Below are 23990 nucleotides of genomic sequence, written 5' to 3'. Positions count from 1 at the left end.
CCACTGGGATTAACAACTAGCTCATAAAAAAGAGCCCGCCACGGCAATGGTCGGACTCTTGAGGCCAGGTCGTTGGAGGACCTGTTGATGCCAAAGACACTATACACCCCTTCCCGCCAGGCGGGTCAAGGTCGTACCCGTTTGCCTGCCGCCGTCGGTCTGTGCGGGCATGCCGATGGCTAAGACACCGGCGCAGCAGAAGCGCAGCCAGTACTTGGCCTCCGTGCGGGCCAGAGGAGCCAGCGGCAACAACCTGTGGTTCGTCAGCCCCCCACAGGACACGCAGTCGCTCCCGCTGACGCTATGTTCGGACATCGAGCTGGACACCTTCTTCTATCTGGAAGGCTCGCCGGACCTGACATCCATCGACTATGCCCCTCTGCGCCACGGGCAAGCGCCCTCACGGCCGGGGCGGCGGCACTTCGCGACCGTCACCACGCTGGAGGGAACCGAGCTCGATGTCGAACTGGCCCCTGAGGCCGACAAGGCATCGGTGGCGGGCCGGCGATTGATCAGCCTGGCGGTGCTCAACGCGGGCAAGGTGCGCATTCAAAGCTGGCGGGCCATCGTCCCCACGATCAACCGGTGCCGATCGCACTCCTTGGGCCCGGTAATCATTCGATGCCGGCATCTTCTGGAAGAACATGGCGAGCTCTCGGTTCGAGCACTGTGCCAGCAGCTGGCCACGGAGAGCACCGCGCTGGTGACTGGCGCGCTGGCCACGCTGCTGCGCGCACGCGAGATCCAAAGCGACGTGGACACCCACCTGTGGGGGCCGGGCACCGTGTTGCGGCCACATCGTCATGGGTAAGCGCCTGACCCTGAAGACGACGCCCCCCGAGCGTTTGGTGCTCGACAGCTGGGCCATGCCGTCCCTTGAAGGCCTGGAGGCAGCGCAGCAGAAGCGTTTCCACTCACTCAAGGACGCCCTTTTCGCCTATGTGGGCGGCGCTCCGATCACGCCCAAGCTGAAGGAGTTGTCGATCTGGAGAGAGGTGTTCTATCGCGCTTATGACAAGTGCGTCACCCCTGGTGAGCGAGGCGCGCCAATCGGCTGGGTGGGGCTGTTGCCTTATCTGGAGATCCGGGCACGCCAGCGTCGGGCGCCCCTCCCGAAGCACCAAAGTAAAGGCCTGGCAGGAGCGCTGGGACAGCTCCTAAGCACAAACAGCGACATTGCCGCAGCGCTGGAGTCGTACTTGTTGTGCAATGCCAAACGAAAGCCCGGCGGTGAAGCTGGCATTCGCCACAAATCGGTCCACAGGGAATTCCTGCGCCTGTGCGAGGCCAAGGATCCGGACAAGCAGTCTTGGCCGTTTACCTCCCGCCGGCAGGGGGCAGGGGCCGTGCGGGAGTTCACCGAAGCCTTCCTGATCAAGCGCTATGACGAGATCGTGGCCACTCAGTATGGCGACAAGGCGGCGACCAAAGCCAAATCCGGCAACGGCCACGTCTCCCGACTGGTCGCCTGCATGCCGATGGACATCGTCGAGATGGACGAGCACGCCATCGGCTGCATCGGCACCGTCAGGATCGACACACCGGAAGGCTTCCGGTTTTTGGATGCAGGCCGCATGACGCTCCTGCTGCTGGTTGATCGCCACAAGGGCTGGATCATGGCCTTCAAGGTGATCTTCCGCGAAGCGGCCAACGCCGGCGATGCCATGGACGTGCTGCATGCGGGCATGGTCGGCGAGCCGGACTGGGCCCACCGGAATGGCGATCAGCTCGCCAAGCGCCCTTTGGTTGATCTGGATGACCGCTTCGGCTGGTGTGGGTTCAACTGCCTGCTGCTGGACAACGCACTCATCCATCTGGCCGACGAGCTGCTCTCGCGCGTCATGGCGCTAAGCGGATGCGCGGTGAACTTTGGTCCGGTCAAGACGCCGGCCAGACGCCAGTTGGTGGAGCGCGTCTTCAATGAACTGGAGCGGGCCGGCTTCAAACGGCTTCCGCAGACCACCGGTGCCGGTCCGCAGGACCCAAAGCGGCAGAAGGCCGAGGAAGCCGCACGGGCCTGCGTGATATCCGAGCGCGAGATCGTGGCCCTCGTGGCGGCTCTGGTGCACAAATTCAACGAGAAAGAGGGCAAAGCTAACTTGGCGGCCAGCCCTGCCCAGCGCATGCATGCGCTCATCTGCGGACCCGAACGCGATCAGTACCTGTTTCCGTTCCTACCTCCGCTGCGGGAAGGCGAGGCGGATCTGTCCAAGTCGATTCTCAGCGCGGACATTCGGGGCAACAAAGCCACCGGACGTCGCCCTTACTTTTCCTTTCTGGAGGTCGACTACACGAACCCGGCCGTGGCCAAGGATTGGAGTCTGCTGGATCAGCAGGTAGACCTTCATGTGGCGCGCACCAACGTCCGATTCGTTGACGCCTTCTACCGCGGGCGTCCCTTGGGTACCTGCCAGGCCGGCGGCCGCTGGCGCTGGAGCGATCACTCGATTGATCTGCGGCGCCACATCAATCAGCTGCTTCGTGAGGGCTACATCGAGAACGACAGGAACGACGATGTCGTGGCCGCCTTCCTGAAGAAGGTGGCAGATGACTACGCCAAGGCCAAGGGCAAATCCAAGCCCGCCAAGACAGCCGTGCGACATGTGGGCGATCACAACGCCCGTCGCGATGTGCCCGATGACGTCGCCACCACCACCGCGCAGGTGCAAAAGGCCGAGGTCGCGGTGACTGAGCTACTGGATCGAGCCAGCGAATCAACAAGTTCCCACTACATGCAGTGGGATGACATTGGTGCCTTCAACGGAGATCGTTATGACTACTGAGGAAATTCTGCGTTTGCGTGATCAGATTTGGGATGAGCATCCGCTGATCATTGAGCGGGCGGTGCTGCCCACCCTGGCGGCCAAGGATGTCCTGGGCCGTGTCTGGGCGCTGGGCCGCAAGGGCAGGGGCTCCATTGCCTTCTTCGCCCAGCCTCTGTCGGGCAAGAGCTCCTGTGCCGAGCTGCTGCTGGTGGAGATGAAGCGAAAGAAGCCCGGCTGCGGCGTGCTGATCTTCGAGGTGGTTGAAGACACCAATCCGGCCGAAGGACGATTGCTCGCGGAAATCCTCAATCAGATCGATTACGCACCCAAGATCCTACGTGACCTGGCCGGAAAGCGTACGCAGGTGCATCGCGCGCTATTGGCGCTGTCAGGGGAAGCCCGGCACCTGTTTCTGATCTTCGATGAGGCCCAGGAGCTGAGCTGTGACGAGTTCGCCTGGCTCAAGTCGGTGATCAATCGTCTGGTGCGCGACCGCGTCAAGGTGACGGTGGTGCTGTTCGGGCAGGTGGAGCTCAAGGAGAAGCGTCAACAGCTCAAAGCCGCACGCTCTGATCTGGAGAAACGTTTCATGTCCACCCTCAATGAGCTTAAGGGCATCCAGAATGCGGGCGAGCTTAAAGCCGTCTTGGCCGCTGTTGACGACAGTTCCGAGTTCCCCGCCGGCTCGGGTCTGACGTATTTGCAGTTGCTCATGCCCAGGTACTATGAGAGTGGGGGGCGGCTGCAGGCGCACTGTGACCCGATCTGGCAGCAGCTCAAGAAAAGGCGCCTGCCGGGGGTGGGCACGGTGGTGGCCATGTCCAGTGTGGCCGGGTACTTGGCTAACCTCTTTATTCTGCTGCGCAAATTGGACAGCGACGAGTTGAAGATCACTGCAGAGGTGTTGCAGAGCGTCCCTAGTGAGTAAACCACTCCTCACCGGGACCTGGGTACCTAGTTTGCCCGATCACTGGAAGCACTCATTATTCGGGACGCTGTTTGCGATCAGTCGCTTCAACCTGTGCAGCGCCTTGGAAATCGCACGGATCGTGGATGCGCTCGCATCATCGGAACTGGCCCACCTCAAGCCACCTTCGGTCATCCACCTGACCGTATTCATGCGATGGGCAGCATGTATTGACCCAGACATTCACGGTCTGGAGAGCGCCTTCCTAGCGATGGTCCTGGGGCGCGCGCGACAGGACCTGCAACAGGTCCCGGCAGAATGGCTACTGGCGGCTTTTCGATGGTGTCCGCTGTGCATCAGGAAGGAAACACACCTCATTGCGCATCAGCACAGGGCAATACATCATTGCCCTGTGCACGAAGTACCGCTGCGTGGGTTCTGTGATTACTGTGGCATGGAGCGTCGCTATCGCATCGTGGGTGGTACTAGGTTCCTCTACTGCAACCGATGCATGAAGCGGGTTGGATACCGGTACTGGGAGAAAGATAAGACCGTCAGCCTGCTTGCGGCGCAGGCGACTGCCCGACAAAGGCAGATCGCTCAAACCGTCCTGATAGCAGGTCTTCCCCACGACGATGATCCCCTGCACGCGTGTGGCATCAGTCCCCAGGACCTGCGGAGCCTGTATGCCGAGGGCTATCTGGACCCTCGGCAGCGGTCTGCGCAAAGTCAGGTGCTGGATCGCTATTTTCGCTTCCTTTCACCGCCGTATGCCGAGTCCGCTGCGCCGGTCAGCCATCTTGAAGGCGTGCACCGTGTCCTTAAGCGGGTACGTCTACTGGCGATGATGACCGGCCACGACTGTCTTGATGAGCCGCCGGGTGATCAGGCAAACGATGATCTACGCTGTCCCTGCCAGGTGGGGTTTCAGCTCTGGGCGTGGCGTGTTCACAAGGATTTGTTCGCCAGGCAAGGTCCCGCCGCCAAGCTGGATGCCGAACAGTTCGAAAGCGCCCATCTCGGCTTATGTCTGTCCGTGGCCTGGTTTGCCCACACACAATGGGAGACGACCGGCGATCTGGATGCTTACCGAATGCTACTGCGATTTCTCGAGCCAAAGATGGTGCGAGTGAACGGCAGCGAAGATCGCACCAAGGGGGATGCGGTCGAACTCGGATTGCTCTGCCACGAGCATCAATGGGCCGCCATACGATGCCTGCGACCCAACCAACGGGTGGCGCGCATGGTGCGAAAGCTGGCCAGCTTCGATCGAGGTGCGACTCGCGGAGAAAGCAGCGATACGATCAAAGATGTCGCGTGGATCATGTCCATGGCGGCTCCACGGCCAGCCTGACCCGCACGGATTCGCACTCCATTGTTAAAGACTTCGCCGCCCAGATTATGAAGGCTTTCTGGGATGTCCTGGTCGAGGCGAGCTCACCCAGCCCGGCCGAAGAGAACATTTCCAACACACGCGCCTTCGTGTCCCATACCTTTCATTGGACAGCCATTCGGTGCCGCCACGTAAGCGGGCAGGTGACCCGCATGGGCGAACGCTTGGCTGCGTTGGGAGGACGCTCGCTTCCCCACGCACAGGACGATGCGTTGGCCGATGCCCGCTGGATCATGGATCAACTCGGGGCATCGGCACGCCGGTAGCGCTTGAATGCTTGAGTGCAGTACCTCTCCCGCGTCAGCCCAGCTCGGTATTGCTGACGGGCATGCCGCGGTGCGGCGTGGTGATGAGCGAGCTCAGGTCGAACCCCTTCTCGCGGGCCGTACCCAGATACTCGTCCCTGACTGAGGCCGAGACCACCGCTTCACGGGCCAGCAGCCACAGATACTTGCGGTCGGGCGAGCCCACCAGGGCGTAGCGATAGTCCTCATCCAGACGCAGTATCCAGTAGTCGCCCTTGGTAAATGGAATCCACTTCAGCCCATCGGGCATGAAAGACACTTCCAGTTTGGCCCCGTGCGAACCGTCAACCACGGTGGCCTCACCGATCGACTGATGCGCCTTGCCATCCCCGTCCCGCGCACGGTTGTCTACCTTCACGTTGCCGTCTTCATTCAAGGAGTAGGTCGCAGTGATGTCCGTGTAATCCTCGGGCTCATGACGCATCGGTAAGCGGGCGATTTCATACCAGGTTCCGATATAGCGATTCAGATCCACCAGGGTCACGGTAGAGGGCTCATTGGAATGCGTCATGGCGGGATCACCGGGTTAGGGAAGATGTCCGCGAGGCTAGAGGGCGGGCCGTGAAGGCGCCGTTTCAGCCCGGCTAGTCGTCCTCCCAGACCTCATCCTCGTCCTGCTCGGGGAGCGGGGTGTCGTCGGGCATGACAGGCTCGAGCAGGGTGTAATCGTCCACCTCGGGTTTGGCGATCGCGCGGCTGACGGTATAGCTCTCCAGCGTCGGGACCAGCCCATGTCGCAGCAGCGATCGCGGCGTAGAGATAGAGCCGCTGAGCCAGCGCATCGCCGCTTTGCCCTCCAGGAAGATCGGTCCGTCCGGCGTCAGGGGAGCAGGAATGCTTGCATTGGGCGCGGTCAGTATCGCGAATGAATGCAGCACGCCTTCCTCGCCCTCCCAGCGCTCCCAGAGCCCAGCAGCGAGCAAGGCATTGCCGTCGGTGCGCTGGATGAAGTGAGGCCACGGCGGTTTTCGCTGGCGATCCCATTTGTAGTAGCCGCTCAGGGGCACCAGGCAATGTCGCTGCTTCCATGCATCAGCAAAGATACGGCTGCGCGGGGCGCGCTCCAGCCGTGCGGTCACGGTGGTGTAGCGGGTGAAAGGTGTCTTGGACCAGCGTGGGACCAGGCCCCAGACCATGTCAGCCACCACGATCATCCGGCCCTCGGCCATGGCCACCACCTGCGCCGGTTTGCCTTTGCCCACGTTGTAGCGATCAGGTCCAGCCACCAGCGCATGCTCGATGGCCTGCGGAAGGTCTCCGTCAAGCTGGTCCGGCTGGGCAATGGCCTGGGCGAATCGTCGCATGCCCGCAGGCTAGCGCTGGCTTGGTGAGCTCGGGGTCTAGGCGAGGCAGCTGCGTTCACCTTATGCGCATGCCTGGGCACTTACGGTCAGGCTTTCCGACTGCGAGATCGCCGCCATGAAGCACAAGCCGCTTAACGAGCAGGTCATCGTCATCACCGGCGCCTCCAGCGGCATAGGCTTGTGCACGGCCTTGCTCGCCGCCGAGCGCGGGGCGCAGGTGGTCCTGCTTGCCCGAAGCGGCCAGATGCTGGATGAAATCGTCCAGGCCATTGCAGTGGAAGGGGGCAGGGCGCATGCGATGACGGTCGATGTGTCCGACCGGGAAGCATTGCAGCGCACCCTGATCGAGATTCTCACCTTGCACGGCCGCATCGACACGTGGGTCAACAATGCCGGCGTGGCGATCTACGGCAAGCTGGACCAGGTCACCGAGGCTGACAGCAAGCGACTGTTCGAGATCAATTTCTGGGGCGTGGTGAACGGCTCGCTGTTGGCCATGCCGGCCCTGCAGTCCGCCCAAGGCACGCTGATCAATGTTGGCAGTGAGGTCTCCGAAGCGGTGGTGCCGCTGCAGGGGATGTATTCGGCCTCCAAGCATGCGGTCAAAGGTTTCACAGATGCGCTGCGCGTGGAGTACGAGCACGTCGATGAGGCGCCGGTGTCCATCGTGCTCATCCAGCCCACCGCAGTGAATACCCCTTATCCGCAACACGCCCGTAATTACCTGCCCAGCGAGCCCAAGCTGCCTAGTCCGTTGATCGATCCACACCGCGTTGCCGAGGCCATTCTGGAGGCGGCAGTGGAGGGCGGGCGCAACATCAAGGTGGGCGCCATGGCGCACCTCAATACGGCTACCAGCAACGTGCTGCCGGCTTTGGCCGATCGGATGTCGGCCTTGCAGGCCAAGCGCCAACAACATGATCAGGCCCCACGCGATCCGGATGGCACACTGTTCAAGGCCGGCCACAGCGGCCGGGTTTATGGTGTATCCAAGGATGGCGAGATCCTGGAGACCACGGCTGATCCGCGCTCACAGGGTTAAGTCATCACGCAGGCATCAGCCGGTGCGCTCGGCGATACCGCGCACGCTGAGCTCGCTCGCAATGGCCTGCTCCATCGTGGTGCGATCATCGCCTTGCATGCCACGCAGCAGCGGCTCACTGGCATGGTCGATCGCTCGCCAGAACACCAACGCATCCTCGGTGGCATCGGGCAGCTCCTCCAAGGCGGCCAGGAAGGTATCCCACGCCGGCCCGCCCAGTCGCTGCTGGGCGGCGGTACCACGATCGATCCCTAGCAACTGTGCCAAGGCCTGAAGCCGCTCGTAGACCTCCGGCTGCAGAGCCGTGGGCGATTCTTCATACACCTGCGCCCACAACCGCTCCAGAAAATGGTGCGGGTCTTCGGTGAGTGCGCCCGTGCGAATGGCGTGTTCGGCCTCGGACAGGCTGGCGGTGATCTGATCGTGGCTCAACATAGCAGCGCTCGAAGTAGGGTGAGGGTGCTCAATCGGGCATGAAGCGCTTAGGCGGTCGGGAGACGTGGCGGTGGTCCGGGACGTGCCACCGCCACAGATGCGTGGTGGCCTTGGATATCCCGATGCGCGGCGTACTGGCGGGGTGCCTTGGGGGCGGCGTGCCGTCATCGCCGACCCAGACGCCCCGATCACGGGTCACAAGATCGGCGCCGTTGAGCTCCAAGGTGATGCCAAGTCCCTGCGCCAAGCGACCGGGCCCACTGCCCAGTTCTCGATCTTGCCGGGGGTGCCCGCGGGCATCCCGGATCGCCTCCCCGCGCTGCACGGGCTCGATAGCCCGCAACAACACGCCATACCCTTCGCCTACCTCACCGCACACCGTATTGGCGCACAGGTGGATGCCATAGCTCAGGTACACGTAGAGGTGTCCGGCCGGGCCGAACATGGTGGCGTTGCGCACGGTCTTGCCGCGGTAGGTGTGGGCCGCGGGGTCTTCAGCGCCGCAATAGGCCTCCACTTCCACGATCCTGCCGGCGCGCCCGTCCGGGGCGACGATGATTTTGTTGAGAAGTTCGGGGGCCACCACGCGCGGATCGCGCCGGTAAAACGAGCGAGGCAGGGCTTTCACGGACCGCGCTCAGCCCGTCTGCAGGTTGGCAGGCCTGTGGGCGGTAAGTCGCTGGGCGATAGCGCGCACCAGCGCGCCTTGTCGACAGTGCGCCCATCGCGTGACCCACGCCTTGCCCTCTTCGGCCGAGGGCACGGCGATGCGGGAGGGCGGTTCCCCATCGTGCATCAGGGTTCGCACGACCCATGCATTGCCGGTGGGCTCTACCTGCGCCAACGGAATCTCCTGCAGGCGCAAGACCAGCCGGTTGGCTTCCTCGTGCCAGGAGAACTCGGGTGACAGCGGTTTGTGGCTGGCCATGGGGGCTCCTGCGACGCTGGGGCCGACGCTAGGTGCAGGAGCGTCAAATCCACGTCAATCACCTTTCGCATGGGGTAGGGAAGGCGGCTGCGCAGACCGGTACAAGCCTTGCATCGGCTTGCTCCATCCCTCTTAATCTCGCCTCCGTGCGTTCTCAGATCCCTTCCACTGCTGGATGGCTGGTGCTGCTGGGGATCGCCCTGCTGGCACATGCGCTATTGGCCGTGAGCTATCCGCAGCAGGTGTGGGTGACCCCGCTAGGGGCCTGCTTGCCGTTGGGGGTGGTGCTGTCGTACTGCCTGGGACAGGCCAAGGGCGCCAGCGGTGTACTCCGGGTGCGCTGGGGGCTGCTGGCCGTGGGCACCGGGTTGTGGATGCTGGGGTGGGGCATGAGCGCCTACAGCCAGCTGACCGGGGCCGACACCTCCGTGGTGCTGCCCTACCTGATGGTGTTCGCGCTGCGCGCGATCCCCTGGTTGCTGGCCATCGTGCTGACCAGCAATCGCAAGATCCTGGCGCATACGCGCCGGTTCGATATCGCCCAGTCCGCCCTGCTGACCCTTGCGGTGTGCCTGCTCTACTTTCCGCAAATTGCCGGCGGCGCCACCTTTACGATCCCGCTGACCGGCGCGCACCAGTACACCTACCACGAGCTGGTGAACGTCATCATCGCCGCAGTGGCGGTGGCCTTCGTGCCGGTGCAGCCGACGATGAGCGAGCGGCATTTTGCGATCGGGCTGGCGGCCATGCTGGTCAGCTACGCCGTCTCGGCCTTGGTGGTCAATCACCTGATCATCGGCGGGATCGCGCCGCCGCCAGGCTCGCCGTGGTTCCTGCTGATCGATGTGGCCGCCGCGGTCTTCATGGTGCACCAGATGGTGTTGGCGCAAGGCACCCCCACCTCGGACACGCTGCCGGTCAACGGGTTTCGTAGCATCGTGGTGCTGCTGGTCCCCGCCGTATCTCCCTTGGCCATCATCCTGATCAGCATCGCCTTGGCGGACTACCATGCGGTGCTGGCCGGCTCCATTGCCTGCGCAGCGCTGGGTCTGTATGTGGCCCGCTCGGTCCTGACCCAGCACGCCTTTCAACGCGCCAAGCGGGAACTGGAAGCGGCGCACGCGCACATGCGCTGGTTGGCCGAGCATGATCCGTTGACCGGCTTGCCGAACCGTCGCCAGCTGACCCAAGCCTTGAATGCGCAGTGGGATGAGCATGTAAAAGCCGAAGCCCCGGTGAGCGTCATGTTCATCGACATCGATCACTTCAAGCTCTACAACGATACCTTCGGGCACGCGGCCGGCGATGAGTGCCTGGCCCGGGTGGCAGCGCTGCTGCAACAGGCCGTGGGCACGATGCCCCAAGCCTTGGTGGCACGCTACGGTGGGGAAGAGTTCGTGATCGTACTGCCGCACACGTCGCTGGCCTTGGCCCATCGTCACGCAGAACACGTTCGTGAGGTGGTCAGGCACGCCGGTATCGCCCACATGGCCACGGCCAGTGGCAGGTTGAGCATCAGCATCGGTATCGCCTCGGCCTTTCCGGCCAGCGAGGATCCCTATCCGGCCGGGTTGCTGGAGAACGCGGACGCTGCGCTCTATGCGGCCAAGAAGCGGGGGCGGGATCAGGTCAACAGCCAGGGCCTGGATGGCAACCTGCTCCCGGCGGACCAATCCGTCTAAGCCAGCCTAGCGGGCTTTGACCAACTGATCCCAACGGGTGGTGTAGGACGGCGACAGGTTTTTCTGGTTCATCGCCCACTGCGGTTTGGCCGCCCCCGTCTTGGCCTGCCGCCAGGCCGAGGAGGCCATCGAGACCGCACCGCGCCCGAATTTGGCATTGGCTTGATCCATCACCTGCATCAGCGCGTGGGAGCGCAGATCGATGCCGGCAAACAGGTCCCCCTGATGTACATCGCCGGCCGTCAGATCCAGCAGCCCCACGCCGGCTTTCTTGTAGCGATACCCGGGTCGATACATCGCCTTGGTCAGCCCCTGGGCGATCAGCAGAACCTCCCGCGTATCGCACGTCGGTCCGATGAAGGTGAAGGCTTTGGAGGGGTGGTACTGGTCGGCACCGGCTTTGAAGGGGTTGGTGTTGACCCACACCCACACCCCACCGGCCTTCAGCGAGCGGGCGCGCAACTTTTCGCAGGCGCGCTGGGTAAAGGTTGAGACCGCCTGTTGCAGGTCTTCCACTGCGTTGACCTCACGACCAAACGAGCGGGAGACCACAATCTGCTGGCGATCCGGCTCAAGCTCCTCCAGCTCGCTGCACACCACGCCCTGCAGCTCCCGCTGGGTGCGCGCCAGTGTCACTCCATAGCGGGCTCGCAACGTATCAGCATTCGCACGCGCCAAGTCGCCGGCCGTCAGGATGCCATCGGCACCCAACTTGGCCGTGAGTTTGCGCCCCACGCCCCACACGTCCTCAACCGGATACGCATCTAACAACGGCGCGCCCGGCAGGACGGTGACCACACCATGGGCGGTCTTCTTGGCCAGTTTATTGGCCAGCTTGGCCAGCGTCTTGGTCGGGCCGATGCCCACGCAGCACGGAATACCCCCCCCATTGCAGGATCTGCGCACGGGCTTGCTGGGCGAGGAGCTCCCGTTGTTCATCCGGTACACCCTCGAAGGTGATGAAGGACTCATCGATCGAGTAGACCTCCACGCGCGGGAACCAGTGCCGAAGGACCGACACCACCCGGCCAGACAGATCGCCGTAGAGGGCGAAGTTGGCCGACAAGATCTTCAGCTGGCGGCGAATGTGGGGATCCACTTCGTGGAAGGGTTGACCCATCCGCACCCCCAGGTCCTTGCATTCCTGGCTGCGCGCGATGGCGCACCCATCGTTGTTGGACAAGATGCACACCGGCTGCTCGCACAGGGCAGGGTTGAACACCCGCTCGCAGCTGGCATAAAAGTTGTTGCCATCCACCAAGCCAAACATCTCACGCCTCGTTCGACAGGCTCACCGGCCCAGCCGCCGTGGTCTCCACCTCTCGACGGCGAAGGAATGAGAGCACGCCCTCAAAGCGTTCCAGCTCACCCTCATCGGTACTGGCGCGCTGATAGAGAGCCTCATCGTCCAGTACATCGACCACGCTGGCGAGGGCGCCGCCGTCCTCACCCGAGATCAGGCGCGTTTCATAGATGCAGACATTTGAATCGATGCGCCAGCAGCGCAGCACGTCAGCTTCCAGCCCCAGCGCCCAGCGATCCTGCTCCTCGCGGGGAAAGACACCCTCGCGCAGGCGCATCATTTCCGCCGCGCTGAAGGTATGCGCACAGCGAATCGGCCAACGGGAACCGGACATCGCAGGCGCCAGAGGTGCTGTGCGGTCTTGCACGGCGGCCATGTCAGCGCCGGACCTGTTTTCGGAACGACCAGGTGACCACACCCCACACATCCAGTTCCACCTCTTCCGGCACGACGACGGGAGGCAGCAGGTGGGCCGGATTGCCCGAGTGCAGCTCGTACCGGCCAGCCCGCAGTCGCAGCTGCTTCACCGTAAAGCCCCCCTCCCAGTTCACCATCACGATATCCCCGTGTTTGGCGTGCAGAGAGCGATCCACCACCAGCGTATCGCCGGGAAAGATGCCGAACTCGACCATCGAGGTGCCGGTGTCGGCCTCGACGAAAAACGTGGCCACCGGATTGCGTACCACGCGCTGATTGATATCCAGCACGTCCTGGTTGCCATAGAAATCTTCGGCCGGCGAGGGAAAGCCACAGGTGGCCCGCACCGGCAGCAACGGTAGGTACATGGCGGGGGGATGGTGTGGGGCAGCGCCCAGGTATCCAGGAGGCAGCAGGGTGTCGAGCATGGCCAGAGTCTCTACAAGTCAGAATCACCCGGTGAGACAGCGCCGGGGGGACAGGCTAGAGCGGACCGCCGTGGTTGCCAATGAGCGCCAGCCGGCAGGAGGCTAAGCGCTTGTCAGACCGAGGATTGCAGCGCTGCGTGGAACCGTGACATGAGGCAGACGGTCGGTTCCACGCGCAGCCGGCTAACTGTCGACCATGGTCTTCGCTGCGCATTGACGCGCGGATTGTAGGGTCTACCTCAACGCTGCCGGAGTGGGGACCATGACCAAGACCTTGCGAGAGCTGGATACGGCATTGGATGAACTGGCCGGCAGCTTGCCCGCCCAACTGGCCGATTCGCGGCCGGACGAGCACGCCGATGCACTGGCCCCGGTCATGAGCGCCCTGCTGGCAGACACACCGGCGGCGCATTACGATCATGTCTGGGGCCGGCTGCAGTGCATCCAGCGCGATGCTGGTTTAATTTTCGGTGATGATGAACTTTGCCGTGAGAGCAGATGAGCCAGTCCCTCAACCTTGCGCACTACGCGGACCTGCTCAACCAGCTCAATGCCTGGGTCTGTACGTATCCGATGACCACCGCGTTCCGGGAGAGCACCACCTACCGTGAATTCGGTCAGCTCATCGCCGCCAAGCAAGCCGAGTTGGGGCTGACCCCCGAGATCTGGAGCACGCTCAGTCACGTCCATGGGGATGCGGACCTGGACAACGCGTGGCTGGAGCACGGCATGACCCTGGATAGCCGGGAGGTGATCTGCCCGAGCTACTTCCTGGACTTGCCGATGAACGCGTATTGGATGGCCGCCTACGATCCACTCATGAAAGCCGTGGACGATTTCATCGACACCCACTGTGCCGGGACCTCTATCAGCGATGAGGCGCTAGCCGAGGTGGTCCGTCAGCACATGCCCGTCGCCAGCGCCTGAAGGGGGAGTTGGATGTGCTATTCGGCTGAGGCGTGGACCTTGTACGACAAGTTCGTGGAGGAATTCGGGGCCGAGATCGATATTGGTGAATTCTGGAAGGTGTACCTCAAGCGTGATGAGGCCTATCGGGTGCGTACCCCGGCCAAGGGGTTGCCCAAGATTCCCAAGGGCATGGATGCCAATTTCCTCCCGCCACGCTCGGCGCAAGAGCGTCAGATCCAGGAGCTGATCTCGCAGTGGAACGGCCACAAGCTGGCGCAAAGCGAGGCGGAACTGACTATCCAGCAGGCCCGTCTGGAGGCAGCCGAGGCCAAGCTGCTCATCAGGCCGACCAAGGGCGCGCTGAACGAGCAGCGCATCGCAAGCAACAAGATCAGACAGCTGCTGCGCTGGATTGAAGATGCCAAGCGCACGCGCATTGAACCGGCTAGCGACAACCGGATCTATCCGGACTGGTACGTGCCCATCCTCATCTTGGAAGGCGGCAAGAAAGTGGTGCGCCCGATGCGCTACCACTGCCGTCCCGCCGGCATGAACCCTTCCATCGATTGGACCAAGGACGGGCGGGTATCCGGGACCTACAACGCCCGTAGGGACAAGCTCACCTTGTTCTGGCGCAAGCAGTTCGGCTACACCCACGGGCTGATGCTGGCTGAAACGTTCTATGAGAGCGTCGACGATGGCATGGGAGGATCCAAGGAGATCCATTTCCGGCCGCGTACCGGCGAGACGATGTACATCGCCTGCCTCTATTCGCACTGGGTGGATCCGAACGGACAGGAGCCTGATCTGTGGTCCTGCGCGGCCATTACCGATGAGCCAGAGCCGGAAGTGGCCGCCGCCGGGCACGATCGCACCATCATCAACATCAAGCCCGAGCACGTGGATGCCTGGCTCAACCCAGATCCGAACCATCTGGATGCGTTGTTTGCCATCTTCGATGACAAGCGGCATCCGTACTATGAACTGATCCAGCAAGCGGCCTGACGGCGCTCGGCGGAAGATGCGGTTGCCTCACTATCCCAACGGGGGCACTGGCGCGGGCCAGACCGGTCAATCGTTCACGCTGACCTCGCGCGGGTATCCGCACATTGCGCGACATGACAAGCCTGACCATTCTCTACGTAGACGATGATCATCAGCATCGAGACTTGGTGGCCCAGGCGCTGACCGGCGCAGGTCATGCGGTCACGCAGGCCGCCGACGCGGCCGCGGCGCTGGATCACCTGACCAAGTCGCCTTTCGATTGTGTGGTCACCGACTACAACATGCCCGGCGATACCGGGGCGGCGGTGGCGCGCCAAGCGCGCGTACTCAATCCTCGTGCCACGGTGTGCGTGGTCTCGGGCCATCCCAAGGAGGAGATGACGGATCTGCCCACCGGAACCCTGCTGATGACCAAGCCCTTTAGCGTGCCGTTGCTGCTGGACGTGCTCACCCCGCGGTAGGCGTGGGATGGACGATCCTGCCAGCGCAGCAGCCCAGCCCTCCGGGCCACTGTTTACCCCGGATGGGCGCTATCTGGTCGTGCGAGGACGGCTCTGGCGCACCAGCGATCCGCGTCTGTCCGAGCCCGAGCGCAGTGCGCTGGTCAAGGACCTAATGTCGGCCCGAGGCGCGGTCAAGCGCGCCCTGGCCAGTGGCAACGCGCCCGACCTGAAGGCAGCCCGGCAGGCGGTGCATGTTGCGAAAACGGCGCTAGGCGAATGTGGACCGGTGTGGTGGGACGATGCCGCGCCGGACTACACCCGCACCTTGGCCAAGAACTCGCCCTACGCCCACTGGTATGCCGAGCAGGCTGGCGGCTAAGCCGACCGTGCACGGCCTATTCAACATCTGCTTCACACCTGCCGTCCTACAAGGGGCGCTCACGTTCTGGAGGCAGCCATGGCCCGTCCCATCTGGAGTGGATCCCTCTCCTTTGGCTTGTTGAACATCCCCGTCTCGCTGATGTCGGGCGAGCGGCGCACCGACCTGAGCTTCCGGATGCTCGACTCGCGCGACAAGAAGCCCATCCGCTTTGAGCGGGTCAATGCCGACACGGGTGAAGAGGTGCCGTGGAAGGACATCGTCAAAGCCTTCGAGTACGACAAGGGCAGCTATGTGGTGATCGAGAAAGAGGACATCGCCGCCGCGGCGCCCGAGTCCCACGAGTCGGTCGATGTGGAAACCTTCGTCGATGCGGCCAGCATCAACCTGCGCTACTTCGAAAAGCCCTATGTCCTCGTTCCGGGCAAGAAGGCAGAAAAGGGCTATGTCCTGCTGCGCGAGACGCTGAAGAGCTCGGGCAAGGTTGGCATTGCCAAGGTGGTCATTCGTACGCGCGAGTACATGTGCGCGGTCATGCCCGATGGCCCGGCTCTGGTGCTGATCCTGTTGCGCTACCCGCAGGAGCTGGTCGATTTCGACGAGTACAAGCTGCCTGAAGGCAAGCCGGCGGACTACCGCTTGGCGCCCAAGGAGTTGCAGATGGCTGAGCAGCTGATCGACTCGATGACCTCGGAATGGAATCCGGCCGATTACCACGACGAATTTCGTGCACGGCTGTCGGACATCATCAAAAAGCGCATCAAGTCGGCCGGGGCGACGACTAAGTTCGAGGAGCCCGAGCCCCGCGAGGATGCGGCCACCAACGTGGTGGATTTCATGTCCTTGCTGCAACAGAGCCTGCAGAGCAACAAGCGCACCCCGGCCAAGAAAGCCAGCGCGGCCAAAAAAGCCCCCACTAGCAAGCAAGCACCGGCCAAGGCTGCCAAGGCCACTTCAGCGCCCAAGAAAGCCGCCAAGAAAGCGGCCAGCCGCAAGGCGTCCTGATCACCCCAGCCCAGGAGAATCATGATGGCAGATGACAAGCGCAATACCGGCTCACCCGATCGCGATCGCATCAACCTGAGCGAAGACTACGAGGTGCAGTACTGGACCAAGGAGCTCGGAATTTCGGAAGCGCAACTGCGCTCGGCAGTGTCGGCCGTGGGCAACACCGCCAAGGCCGTGCGCGCGCACTTGGGTAAGTAAGGGCCATGAGCCTGACCGACTACCGTCGCAAGCGCAGCTTCGACAAGACGCGCGAGCCGGAGCCGGGCAAGGCTGCCCCCAAGGGCCGACGACCGATCTTCGTGGTGCAACTTCACCACGCCAGCCGGCGGCACTACGATTTTCGCCTGCAGATCGGCGATGCGCTCAAGAGCTGGGCCGTGCCCAAAGGGCCCAGCTATGACCCCTCGGTCAAGCGCATGGCGGTGGAGGTGGAAGACCATCCGCTGGATTACGCCTCCTTCGAAGGGGACATCCCGAAGGGCGAGTACGGCGGCGGCCATGTAGCGCAGTTCGATCATGGCGTCTGGAGTACCGACACCGATCCGGAAGCGCAATTGGTCAAAGGGCATCTGCGCTTTGAGTTGTTCGGCACCAAGCTCAAGGGCGGCTGGCATCTGGTGCGTTCGGGCAAACCGGCCAAGCAGCCGCAGTGGCTGCTGTTCAAGGACAAGGATGCCTATGCCGGCACGCTGGAAGCCGATGACCTGCTGGCCGATGTGACGCAGGCCCCGGCAGCGGATCTGAAGCGGGCAGGCTCGGGCAAGACGGCCAAGAAAAAACTCACCGCGTTACCGTCGAAAAAGGCACCTGCAAATGCCTGGGCAAAAAAGGCCCTGAAGCTGACACGGGCCAAGAAGGCACCCGCACCTGCAGGCCCCTTCGAGCCGCAGTTGGCCAAGCTGGGCGATGCTCCACCTGAAGGCGAGCAGTGGATCCACGAGCTCAAATGGGACGGCTATCGCATCCTGGCAACCATCGCCAAGGGTCAGGTGCGCCTGTGGTCGCGCAACGCGTTGGAATGGACCGACAAGATTCCTGACATCCGCGATGCCATCGCGCAACTGGGGCTGACCTCCGGCGCACTGGATGGCGAACTCATTGCCGGGTCCGGCACCAAGGAAGACTTCAACCTGCTGCAGTCCACGCTCTCGGGCGAGCGACAAGGCACGTTGGCCCTGGCCCTGTTTGATCTGTTACATGTGGATGGGGTGGATATCTCAGCGGCGCCGCTGATTGAGCGCAAGGCCCTGCTGCAGGCGATGCTGTCCGATCCACCGGCGCACCTGGCCTTCTCCTCCCATATCGCCGGCGATGGTCAAAGCGCCTACCAACTGGCGGGGCAGCGGCACTTTGAAGGCATCATCTCCAAGCGCGCAGACCGACCGTATCAGGGCGGGCGGAGCGAGGACTGGCGCAAGACCAAGCAGCTGGCCTCCGACGAGTTCGCCGTGGTCGGCTACACGGCCCCTAAAGGCAGTCGGACCGGGTTTGGCTCGTTGCTGTTGGCCAAGCCCGATCCGGAGCATGGTTGGCGCTACGTAGGGCGGGTAGGCACCGGCTTCAATGATGCGCTGATGCGCCAGGTCACCCAGCAACTGGCCGGGGCAGGGGGCAAGAAGCCCACCGCCTATGTGGGCACCACCGACACCGACCTGCGAGCGGCTACCTGGTTTGCACCGCGGTTCGTGGTGGAGGTGTTCTTTCGGGGCATCGGACGTCAGCAGTTGCTGCGTCAACCCAGCCTCAAAGCCATTCGCACCGACAAGGACGTCGAGGACCTGACCAGGGGGGATCGCATCAAAGCCAATCCAAAGGCGCGAGCATCCTCGAAGGCCTCCGCCACGCGCGCCACGCAAGCCAAGACGGCGAAGAAGGCAGGCAAGAAGGCGGCACGAAAAGCGAGCGACACGGCGCTGCCCACGCTCTCCAGTCCCACCAAAGTGTTGTTCCCGGACTCGCGTATCACCAAGCAGCAGGTCTGGGATTACTACCTGGCCGTGGCCGACCACCTGCTACCTGAGATCGCGGGTCGTCCGCTATCCATCATTCGCTGCCCGGCGGGCATCGAGCGGCCGTGCTTTTTCCAGAAGCACCTGACCGCCGGCCTTGAGCGCGTGGAGACGGTCAAGCTCAAGGAGGAGTCTGGCAACAATGCCGACTATCTGGTGGTGGAGGACCTGCCGGGGCTCATGGAGTTGGTCCAATTCAATGCGCTGGAGTTCCATCCCTGGGGCTCGCACGCCGATGCACCTGATCGCGCCGATCGGGTGGTGTTCGATCTGGATCCGGGGCCGGGCGTCCCATTTACCGAGATCAAGCAGGCAGCCGTGGATATCCGCAAGTTGCTGGCCCAGCTGGAGCTGGAGTCGTTCCTGCGGGTCTCCGGCGGTAAGGGCTTGCACGTAGTGGTACCGCTCAATCCCGGCTGCGATTGGTCCTTGACCAAGCGCTTTGCCCACGGCTTTGCCGATGCGCTAGCGCGCTCAGAACCGGACCGCTTCGTGGCCACGGCCACGAAAGTCAAACGAACCAAAAAGATCTTCGTGGATTACCTGCGCAATGGGCGAGGGGCCACGGCCGTGGCCTCCTATTCGATGCGTGCCCGTGCCGGGGCGCCGGTGGCGATGCCCGTGGCATGGAGCGAGCTGTCCAAACTGACCAAGGCCAATGCGTTCACGATCGATGAGGTGCCGGCGAAGTTGAAACGACGCCGCAAGGATCCCTGGGAAGGGATCGGAGCTATCAAGCAAAATCTGGCGCGATGGGCCGACGAGGACTGAGGCAGGTTCCCAGAGGCGTCAGCCTTCTTCCAGGGCCAGCAGCAGTTGCTTGATGCGATAGGGTTTGCTCAGGAACACCACACCCTCCGGTAAGGGGGGCAGCTGACCGCGCTGGTAACCCGATACCAGCACCACGCGTGAGTGCGGTGAGCGTTCCAGTGCCTTGGTTGCCACCTCCAGACCGGTGACCTCCCCGGGCATACGTACATCGGTCACGACATGGGAGTACGCCGTGTCCCCCTCGAGCATGGACAGCGCGCTGGCACCATCGGTGGCCAGACTGACCTGATAGCCGTGGCTCTGAAGGGCATCCTGCATGATGACGCGAAGATCGTCCTCATCTTCTACAAACAAGAGGGACATCTCGCTCATGTAAACGCTCCGGGTAGGGGGAAATGAAGGGTAACGGTGGTGCCGGCGCCAAGGCCGCTTTCCAGCTCGGCAAATCCGCCAGATTGGGCGGCAAAGCCATGGACCTGGCTCAAACCCAGTCCGCTGCCACGTCCGATTGGCTTGGTCGTGAAGAACGGGTCGAACACCTGGGCCTGCTGCTCGGCCGAAATGCCGACACCGGTATCTTTGACGGCCACGCAGACGTACTCACGTTGACGGTGCTCAGGATCGGCCGGATTGGCTTTGACGCAGTGAAAGCTGGTCAGGTAGAGAGCGCCACCGGATGGCATGGCATCGCGCGCATTACTGACCAGATTGAGAAGGCTGGCTTCAAACTGTCCACGATCGACATCGATCATGGGCAGGTCCGGTGCCAGATCGAAAAAAACCGACACGGCCGAACCCGCGCAGCGGCGATACAGGTCCTTGCCGCTTTCGATCAGGCGATTTAGGTCAACACGCTCTGGCACCAAATTCTGGCCGCGGCCAAAGGTCAGCAGCTGGCGCGAGAGTAGGATGCCGCGCTCGGAAGCGCGCAAGGCGGTAAGGACCATCTCAGAGACTTTCTCGTTCTGGGCCCGCGTATCGATCACGTCCAGGCTGTTGATGATGATGGTCAGCAGGTTATTGAAATCGTGGGCAAGACCCAGGGTGAGCTTGCCGACGGCCTCCATTTTCTGGGATTGCAGTAAGTCCTGACGCGCTTTCTCAAGGCGTTGCTCGGCCAGATACCGCTCGGTGATATCGCGGGTGACCTTTGCAAAGCCCACCAGCTCACCGGCATCCCAGATGGGATCGATCACCACACTGGCCCGGAACCGGGAGCCATCCTTGCGCAGGCGCCAGCCCTCGCCGGCGAAGCGACCCTCACGCTCGGCGATATGCAGGTTCTTCATCGGGATGCCCTGAGCGACATCCTCAGGCAGGTAGAAGGCTGAGTAGTGCGTGCCTTCGATCTCCTCCTGCCGGTAGCCCTTGATGCGTTCTCCGCCGGCGTTCCACGAACGGACATAGCCCTCTGCATCAAGCATGTAGATGGCATAGTCGGTGACCGAGTTGAGCAGCAGTTCGAATTGCCGCAAGCGGTCGGTTAGGTCAACGCGTTCTGGGTGGCGTGCTTGCATGCCGGATCTCCGTTGCCGCGACCCTATTGAAACGCAGGTGAAATAGTCGTGCATGTGCGACAACGTATGGCTGTTGCACAGCAGCACATAAGAGCTATGCGAATGCCATTTAGGTGAACCGCCGCTGCCTTAGTCGGCAATGCAACTCACCGCGAAGACCACACGACCGCCCGGCGGCAGCAGCGGAATGGGTGTACCGCCGGCGGCCAGCAGCTCCGCCGGGGTGGCAGGGCAGCTTGCCCCGCCACTGGGCGTGCAACTGATCACGGTGCACGCACTCAGGCCGGTACCCGGTGTGTCACGGACAATGGCCCCATCTGCGGCCACGGTTCCGGCCGCATGCGTCACGGTCACCGTGTAGTCGATGGCATTGCCCTGTACGACCTGCGTGACCAAGGACGTCTTGGTGACCGATAGGTCCACCGTGCGTGGGGTGTTAACGAAAGTGCACGTCAGGTCGTCGCCCGCCACCGGCGTGACCTGGAAGCTGCGGCCTTGACCTGGCGGCACATCGGTGGTGCCGGCGATGCTGTTTACGCAACTGTATTGCGTGTCGTACAGCGCCAGGTTGGCGGCCGGCGTGCCCGCGCCGCTTTCGGACAGCGTGTAGGTCGTGCCGGCGGTGGCGGTAAAGGCGGTGGTCGACACGCTGCTCGCCGTGCCCGTGCTGGTCGCACTCGGGCCGCCGTTGTCGATTGCCACGGTGAACTGGTCGGTCGCCACCGCGCGGCCGGCGATCGTCTTCACTAGCGTCAATCGGGGCGGGGCCTGAACGCGCAGCTCGGTGGTGTTGGTGCTCTCGGTGAATACCTCGCCGCTGGAGGCACCGGTGTAGCTCACCTGCGCCAGATTGCGGATCACCGTGCCGTCGGCGGCATCGGCGCGTACGCGCACCACAAAGCTCACCGTGGTGGAGGTCGGCTGCGTGCCAATGCAGCTTTGGCAGCGCAACAATCCGCCCTGGCTGCCATCGGCGCCGGTGCCCACGCGAAACACGGTCGTGTTTGACGCCGCTTCCGCCACGTCATCGCCCACCGTATCGGTCTTGGCTCCGGTATTCGCACCGGCGCTCACCTGCAGGCTGCCGGCCTCAAAGTCGGTATTGGCCGGGATCGCATCGCGGATCGATACATTGACCGCATTGTCCTGGCCAGTGTTCTGCAGTGTCATGGTGTAGCGGATGCGATCGCCCGCGCGCGCCTGGCCGGCGGGCAGGCCCGGATTGGTCAGGTTGGCCTGGGTCTTGGCGGTGGCCGCATCCACGGTGGGCTGGAACACATCAATGGCCGTGGCCAGCAGCGAGATCGCATAGCCCTCGCTGCTGGTGCGCGCGGTGAGGGTAGCGGAGGTCGCGCCGTTAGCCAGCGCGATGTTGCCGGGGTTGGCTAGCTGCACGATGTCGGCATCAAAGCCCAGCGTGTTGGTCAGGTTGTTGTTGGCCAGGCTGCGCTGGTTGACCACACTGCCGAGCCGGCAGATCGTGGAGTTGAAGACATCCCCAGCGGTGTTGCAGGCGTCTGACACGTTGACCAGCGAGGATCCCAGGCCTTGGAAGGTGAAGCCGTCGGCCGCGCCGCGGTCGCCATCCATCGCCATCCAGCCCAGTTGCGCAGCCACCGTCCCGCTAAAAGGCGTGCGAAAGCCGGACACCGTCAGCGAGACCTGGTTCACCGGCGCCGTGCCGGTGGTGGCGATCACCGCCAGGCCATCATTGATGGTGAAGTTGCGAAGCGGACGCGCGGGGTTCTGCACCACCAGCACCAGCGTCCAGCCGCCGAAGCGGTTCACCAGGCCGGACTGCAGCGGCAGGTTGGCCACACGGTAGGTACCCGCGCCGCTTGCACGCACGGCGGTGGTCACGTCGGCGCGGCACGTGTAGACGTGGTGCGGTTGTCCTGCGCCCCAGATGGTAGAGCGCGGCGACACGTCGCAGCCGCTCGCCGAAAGCGCCTGGTAGCCAAGCCCCGGTCGGCCGAAGCGGATCGAGGTGGCTGTTGGCGACGGACTGGGCTGGCTGCTGGCATCGCTAGCAACCAGGCCACCCCAGTACAACTGCGCGCGCACGATCTGCGCGCCGGCCGGCAAGTCTGCCGCTGCTAGGGTGGCGCTGCTGGAGTTGGTGATGCTGGTGTCGGTGGCATCGGCCGGCAGCCTGGTGGCCACCATGGTCAGCCCGTCGTTGATGGTCGCGCCGCAACTGCCGGTGGTGCCGTTGCAGGTGAGGTTGGTGTTGGCGAGGAACAGCAGGTCGCCGTTGAGCGTGGTGGTATAACGCTGGTCAAAGGCCCGGTAGACCTGGGCCGAGGCTGAGGGTGCGAGCGCGATGAGCGCGATTGCCAGCAGGAAAAGCCAGACAGTGGGCTTGTCCCGCATGATCGCCGCACATGCCTGGGCGCAATCTTGCTTGGAACGTCCTACCGAAAAGATCACGCGACCTCTCACCATGGATACAGGGCTCCGAATGATCTCAGATCATCAGCAACAAGCATGCCAAGCAAACATAAACTCAGCCCACTCCCCGAGGCCCCAGGGTGCCCAGCCAGTATCAGCGGCTGAAGTAAAGGTCGCCACGGGTTAGATCCTGACCCACAGCGTCACCTCGCATTGAACACGCAGCGCACTCTTCGTTAGATGATATCGATGCTGAACGCGACTCAGTCCGGCGACGACGACCAAGCAGCTGAACGCGCTAGAAGCGTACCTAGCGCTACCGGCGCAGTTCAGCTCGTGTCGAACTACCAGGCCAGACGATGCGCACCGGCGAATTGCCGGCCGGACACGCCAACATTAGCTGCCGTGCAAGTGGCTTATTGGTGAGCTTGTGGCCAATAATGTGACATGACACTTGGCCGCGATACGTGTGCATAATTAGCATTACCCCGTCACATCCTGTGGCGTGCGTCCTTTCGGTCGCCGTCGCGATGCGACGTGAGCAGCACGCTTAGATCAACTGACAGTCCGTCGGGGGACTGCAGTGGGGGATTCAGGCGCTGTTGGGGACGCCGTGGGGCGATAGCGTTGTTACAGGGGATTGCCAGTG

At 63.0% G+C, this 23990-nt stretch carries 26 protein-coding genes; 14 read left to right on the top strand and 12 right to left on the bottom strand.

Annotated features, from left to right (window positions below; all coding sequences use genetic code 11):
* Positions 1-175 precede the first annotated feature (175 nt).
* The 4 genes from ACSION_RS11365 to ACSION_RS11350 are packed head-to-tail and all read left to right on the top strand — an operon-like array spanning position 176 to position 5026.
* Positions 176-811 (top strand): hypothetical protein, encoded by a 636-nt coding sequence (locus ACSION_RS11365; RefSeq protein ID WP_213604992.1) that lies wholly within the window; start codon positions 176-178, stop codon positions 809-811.
* The gene (locus tag ACSION_RS11360) at positions 804-2783 is read left to right on the top strand and encodes a hypothetical protein (protein WP_435305954.1); all 1980 of its coding nucleotides are present in this window, start codon (positions 804-806) and stop codon (positions 2781-2783) included. The genes ACSION_RS11365 and ACSION_RS11360 overlap by 8 nt, the downstream gene beginning before the upstream one ends.
* Positions 2773-3693, top strand: coding sequence for an ATP-binding protein (locus ACSION_RS11355; RefSeq protein WP_213604990.1), 921 nt, complete (start codon positions 2773-2775; stop codon positions 3691-3693). The genes ACSION_RS11360 and ACSION_RS11355 overlap by 11 nt, the downstream gene beginning before the upstream one ends.
* Before the next feature lie 31 nt (positions 3694-3724).
* Positions 3725-5026 (top strand): hypothetical protein, encoded by a 1302-nt coding sequence (locus ACSION_RS11350; RefSeq protein ID WP_213604989.1) that lies wholly within the window; start codon positions 3725-3727, stop codon positions 5024-5026.
* Between the two features lie 339 nt (positions 5027-5365).
* Here the strand turns inward: ACSION_RS11350 and ACSION_RS11345 are convergent, their stop codons facing one another.
* Positions 5366-5881, bottom strand: coding sequence for a lipocalin family protein (locus ACSION_RS11345; RefSeq protein WP_213604987.1), 516 nt, complete (start codon positions 5879-5881; stop codon positions 5366-5368).
* 73 nt (positions 5882-5954) lie between these two features.
* Positions 5955-6674: an SOS response-associated peptidase gene (locus ACSION_RS11340; protein ID WP_213604986.1), complete on the bottom strand. Its 720-nt coding sequence runs from the start codon at positions 6672-6674 to the stop codon at positions 5955-5957.
* Between the two features lie 115 nt (positions 6675-6789).
* On the opposite strand from ACSION_RS11340, the gene ACSION_RS11335 reads away from it, so the two are divergent.
* A complete protein-coding gene (locus ACSION_RS11335; protein WP_435305953.1) occupies positions 6790-7716 on the top strand; it encodes an SDR family oxidoreductase in 927 nt (308 codons plus the stop codon).
* 15 nt (positions 7717-7731) lie between these two features.
* On the opposite strand, the gene ACSION_RS11330 is transcribed toward ACSION_RS11335, so the two are convergent.
* The 3 genes from ACSION_RS11330 to ACSION_RS11320 are packed head-to-tail and all read right to left on the bottom strand — an operon-like array spanning position 7732 to position 9079.
* The gene (locus tag ACSION_RS11330) at positions 7732-8151 is read right to left on the bottom strand and encodes a hypothetical protein (protein WP_185896125.1); all 420 of its coding nucleotides are present in this window, start codon (positions 8149-8151) and stop codon (positions 7732-7734) included.
* A 28-nt stretch (positions 8152-8179) separates the two neighbouring features.
* A complete protein-coding gene (locus tag ACSION_RS11325; RefSeq protein WP_185896126.1) occupies positions 8180-8779 on the bottom strand; it encodes a DNA-3-methyladenine glycosylase in 600 nt (199 codons plus the stop codon).
* Between the two features lie 9 nt (positions 8780-8788).
* On the bottom strand, positions 8789-9079 hold the full coding sequence (locus ACSION_RS11320; RefSeq protein ID WP_185896127.1) for a hypothetical protein: 291 nt from the start codon (positions 9077-9079) through the stop codon (positions 8789-8791).
* A 146-nt stretch (positions 9080-9225) separates the two neighbouring features.
* Between ACSION_RS11320 and ACSION_RS11315 the strand changes: the two genes are divergently transcribed.
* Entirely contained in the window at positions 9226-10761 is a 1536-nt protein-coding gene (locus ACSION_RS11315) for a GGDEF domain-containing protein (protein ID WP_435305952.1), read from the top strand.
* 6 nt (positions 10762-10767) lie between these two features.
* Here the strand turns inward: ACSION_RS11315 and ACSION_RS11310 are convergent, their stop codons facing one another.
* From ACSION_RS11310 to ACSION_RS11295, 4 genes are read right to left on the bottom strand one after another with little or no spacing between them, the layout of a single operon-like run.
* Positions 10768-11628: a DinB/UmuC family translesion DNA polymerase gene (locus ACSION_RS11310; RefSeq protein ID WP_313770789.1), complete on the bottom strand. Its 861-nt coding sequence runs from the start codon at positions 11626-11628 to the stop codon at positions 10768-10770.
* Positions 11585-12031 carry a hypothetical protein gene (locus ACSION_RS11305; RefSeq protein ID WP_308442948.1) on the bottom strand — a complete coding sequence of 149 codons (447 nt, stop codon included), beginning with the start codon at positions 12029-12031 and terminating at the stop codon, positions 11585-11587. The genes ACSION_RS11310 and ACSION_RS11305 overlap by 44 nt, the downstream gene beginning before the upstream one ends.
* 1 nt (position 12032) lies before the next feature.
* On the bottom strand, positions 12033-12440 hold the full coding sequence (locus tag ACSION_RS11300) for a hypothetical protein (RefSeq protein ID WP_185896129.1): 408 nt from the start codon (positions 12438-12440) through the stop codon (positions 12033-12035).
* Position 12441: 1 nt separating this feature from the next.
* Complete coding sequence (locus ACSION_RS11295) at positions 12442-12909, bottom strand: LexA family protein (protein ID WP_185896130.1); 468 nt, start codon at positions 12907-12909, stop codon at positions 12442-12444.
* Positions 12910-13171: 262 nt separating this feature from the next.
* Between ACSION_RS11295 and ACSION_RS11290 the strand changes: the two genes are divergently transcribed.
* The 8 genes from ACSION_RS11290 (at position 13172) to ligD (ending at position 19433) form a co-directional block, all read left to right on the top strand.
* A complete protein-coding gene (locus tag ACSION_RS11290; protein ID WP_185896131.1) occupies positions 13172-13411 on the top strand; it encodes a hypothetical protein in 240 nt (79 codons plus the stop codon).
* Positions 13408-13836, top strand: a complete 429-nt coding sequence (locus ACSION_RS11285) for a hypothetical protein (RefSeq protein WP_185896132.1) — start codon at positions 13408-13410, stop codon at positions 13834-13836. Before ACSION_RS11290 ends, ACSION_RS11285 begins: the two co-directional genes overlap by 4 nt.
* Before the next feature lie 39 nt (positions 13837-13875).
* Positions 13876-14823 carry an SOS response-associated peptidase family protein gene (locus ACSION_RS11280; RefSeq protein WP_308442947.1) on the top strand — a complete coding sequence of 316 codons (948 nt, stop codon included), beginning with the start codon at positions 13876-13878 and terminating at the stop codon, positions 14821-14823.
* A gap of 113 nt (positions 14824-14936) precedes the next feature.
* Positions 14937-15284 (top strand): response regulator, encoded by a 348-nt coding sequence (locus tag ACSION_RS11275; RefSeq protein WP_185896134.1) that lies wholly within the window; start codon positions 14937-14939, stop codon positions 15282-15284.
* Positions 15285-15291: 7 nt separating this feature from the next.
* Entirely contained in the window at positions 15292-15645 is a 354-nt protein-coding gene (locus ACSION_RS11270; RefSeq protein WP_185896135.1) for a hypothetical protein, read from the top strand.
* A gap of 78 nt (positions 15646-15723) precedes the next feature.
* Positions 15724-16650: a Ku protein gene (locus tag ACSION_RS11265; protein ID WP_185896136.1), complete on the top strand. Its 927-nt coding sequence runs from the start codon at positions 15724-15726 to the stop codon at positions 16648-16650.
* Between the two features lie 24 nt (positions 16651-16674).
* Complete coding sequence (locus ACSION_RS11260; protein ID WP_185896137.1) at positions 16675-16851, top strand: DUF3606 domain-containing protein; 177 nt, start codon at positions 16675-16677, stop codon at positions 16849-16851.
* A 5-nt stretch (positions 16852-16856) separates the two neighbouring features.
* A complete protein-coding gene (gene ligD / locus ACSION_RS11255; RefSeq protein ID WP_185896138.1) occupies positions 16857-19433 on the top strand; it encodes a DNA ligase D in 2577 nt (858 codons plus the stop codon).
* Between the two features lie 18 nt (positions 19434-19451).
* On the opposite strand, the gene ACSION_RS11250 is transcribed toward ligD, so the two are convergent.
* From ACSION_RS11250 to ACSION_RS11240, 3 genes are all read right to left on the bottom strand, one after another.
* On the bottom strand, positions 19452-19805 hold the full coding sequence (locus tag ACSION_RS11250; RefSeq protein WP_249720559.1) for a response regulator: 354 nt from the start codon (positions 19803-19805) through the stop codon (positions 19452-19454).
* Positions 19802-20950 carry a two-component system sensor histidine kinase NtrB gene (locus ACSION_RS11245; protein WP_185896139.1) on the bottom strand — a complete coding sequence of 383 codons (1149 nt, stop codon included), beginning with the start codon at positions 20948-20950 and terminating at the stop codon, positions 19802-19804. Before ACSION_RS11245 ends, ACSION_RS11250 begins: the two co-directional genes overlap by 4 nt.
* Before the next feature lie 129 nt (positions 20951-21079).
* A complete protein-coding gene (locus ACSION_RS11240; protein WP_213604979.1) occupies positions 21080-23323 on the bottom strand; it encodes a DUF11 domain-containing protein in 2244 nt (747 codons plus the stop codon).
* Positions 23324-23990: the final 667 nt, after the last annotated feature.

Source organism: Pseudoxanthomonas sp. LjRoot125, assembly GCF_964252705.1.
Taxonomy (GTDB): domain Bacteria; phylum Pseudomonadota; class Gammaproteobacteria; order Xanthomonadales; family Xanthomonadaceae; genus Pseudoxanthomonas_A.
This window is presented reverse-complemented; position numbering and strand designations above follow the sequence as displayed.

Coding starts and splice junctions, on each gene's coding strand:
- ACSION_RS11365 (WP_213604992.1), top strand. CDS start 176: ATGGCTAAGACACCGGCGCAGCAGAAGCGCAGCCAGTACTTGGCCTCC.
- ACSION_RS11360 (WP_435305954.1), top strand. CDS start 804: ATGGGTAAGCGCCTGACCCTGAAGACGACGCCCCCCGAGCGTTTGGTG.
- ACSION_RS11355 (WP_213604990.1), top strand. CDS start 2,773: ATGACTACTGAGGAAATTCTGCGTTTGCGTGATCAGATTTGGGATGAG.
- ACSION_RS11345 (WP_213604987.1), bottom strand. CDS start 5,881: ATGACGCATTCCAATGAGCCCTCTACCGTGACCCTGGTGGATCTGAAT.
- ACSION_RS11340 (WP_213604986.1), bottom strand. CDS start 6,674: ATGCGACGATTCGCCCAGGCCATTGCCCAGCCGGACCAGCTTGACGGA.
- ACSION_RS11335 (WP_435305953.1), top strand. CDS start 6,790: ATGAAGCACAAGCCGCTTAACGAGCAGGTCATCGTCATCACCGGCGCC.
- ACSION_RS11330 (WP_185896125.1), bottom strand. CDS start 8,151: ATGTTGAGCCACGATCAGATCACCGCCAGCCTGTCCGAGGCCGAACAC.
- ACSION_RS11320 (WP_185896127.1), bottom strand. CDS start 9,079: ATGGCCAGCCACAAACCGCTGTCACCCGAGTTCTCCTGGCACGAGGAA.
- ACSION_RS11305 (WP_308442948.1), bottom strand. CDS start 12,031: ATGTTTGGCTTGGTGGATGGCAACAACTTTTATGCCAGCTGCGAGCGG.
- ACSION_RS11300 (WP_185896129.1), bottom strand. CDS start 12,440: ATGGCCGCCGTGCAAGACCGCACAGCACCTCTGGCGCCTGCGATGTCC.
- ACSION_RS11295 (WP_185896130.1), bottom strand. CDS start 12,909: ATGCTCGACACCCTGCTGCCTCCTGGATACCTGGGCGCTGCCCCACAC.
- ACSION_RS11290 (WP_185896131.1), top strand. CDS start 13,172: ATGACCAAGACCTTGCGAGAGCTGGATACGGCATTGGATGAACTGGCC.
- ACSION_RS11285 (WP_185896132.1), top strand. CDS start 13,408: ATGAGCCAGTCCCTCAACCTTGCGCACTACGCGGACCTGCTCAACCAG.
- ACSION_RS11275 (WP_185896134.1), top strand. CDS start 14,937: ATGACAAGCCTGACCATTCTCTACGTAGACGATGATCATCAGCATCGA.
- ACSION_RS11270 (WP_185896135.1), top strand. CDS start 15,292: ATGGACGATCCTGCCAGCGCAGCAGCCCAGCCCTCCGGGCCACTGTTT.
- ACSION_RS11265 (WP_185896136.1), top strand. CDS start 15,724: ATGGCCCGTCCCATCTGGAGTGGATCCCTCTCCTTTGGCTTGTTGAAC.
- ACSION_RS11260 (WP_185896137.1), top strand. CDS start 16,675: ATGGCAGATGACAAGCGCAATACCGGCTCACCCGATCGCGATCGCATC.
- ligD (WP_185896138.1), top strand. CDS start 16,857: ATGAGCCTGACCGACTACCGTCGCAAGCGCAGCTTCGACAAGACGCGC.
- ACSION_RS11250 (WP_249720559.1), bottom strand. CDS start 19,805: ATGAGCGAGATGTCCCTCTTGTTTGTAGAAGATGAGGACGATCTTCGC.
- ACSION_RS11245 (WP_185896139.1), bottom strand. CDS start 20,950: ATGCAAGCACGCCACCCAGAACGCGTTGACCTAACCGACCGCTTGCGG.
- ACSION_RS11240 (WP_213604979.1), bottom strand. CDS start 23,323: ATGCGGGACAAGCCCACTGTCTGGCTTTTCCTGCTGGCAATCGCGCTC.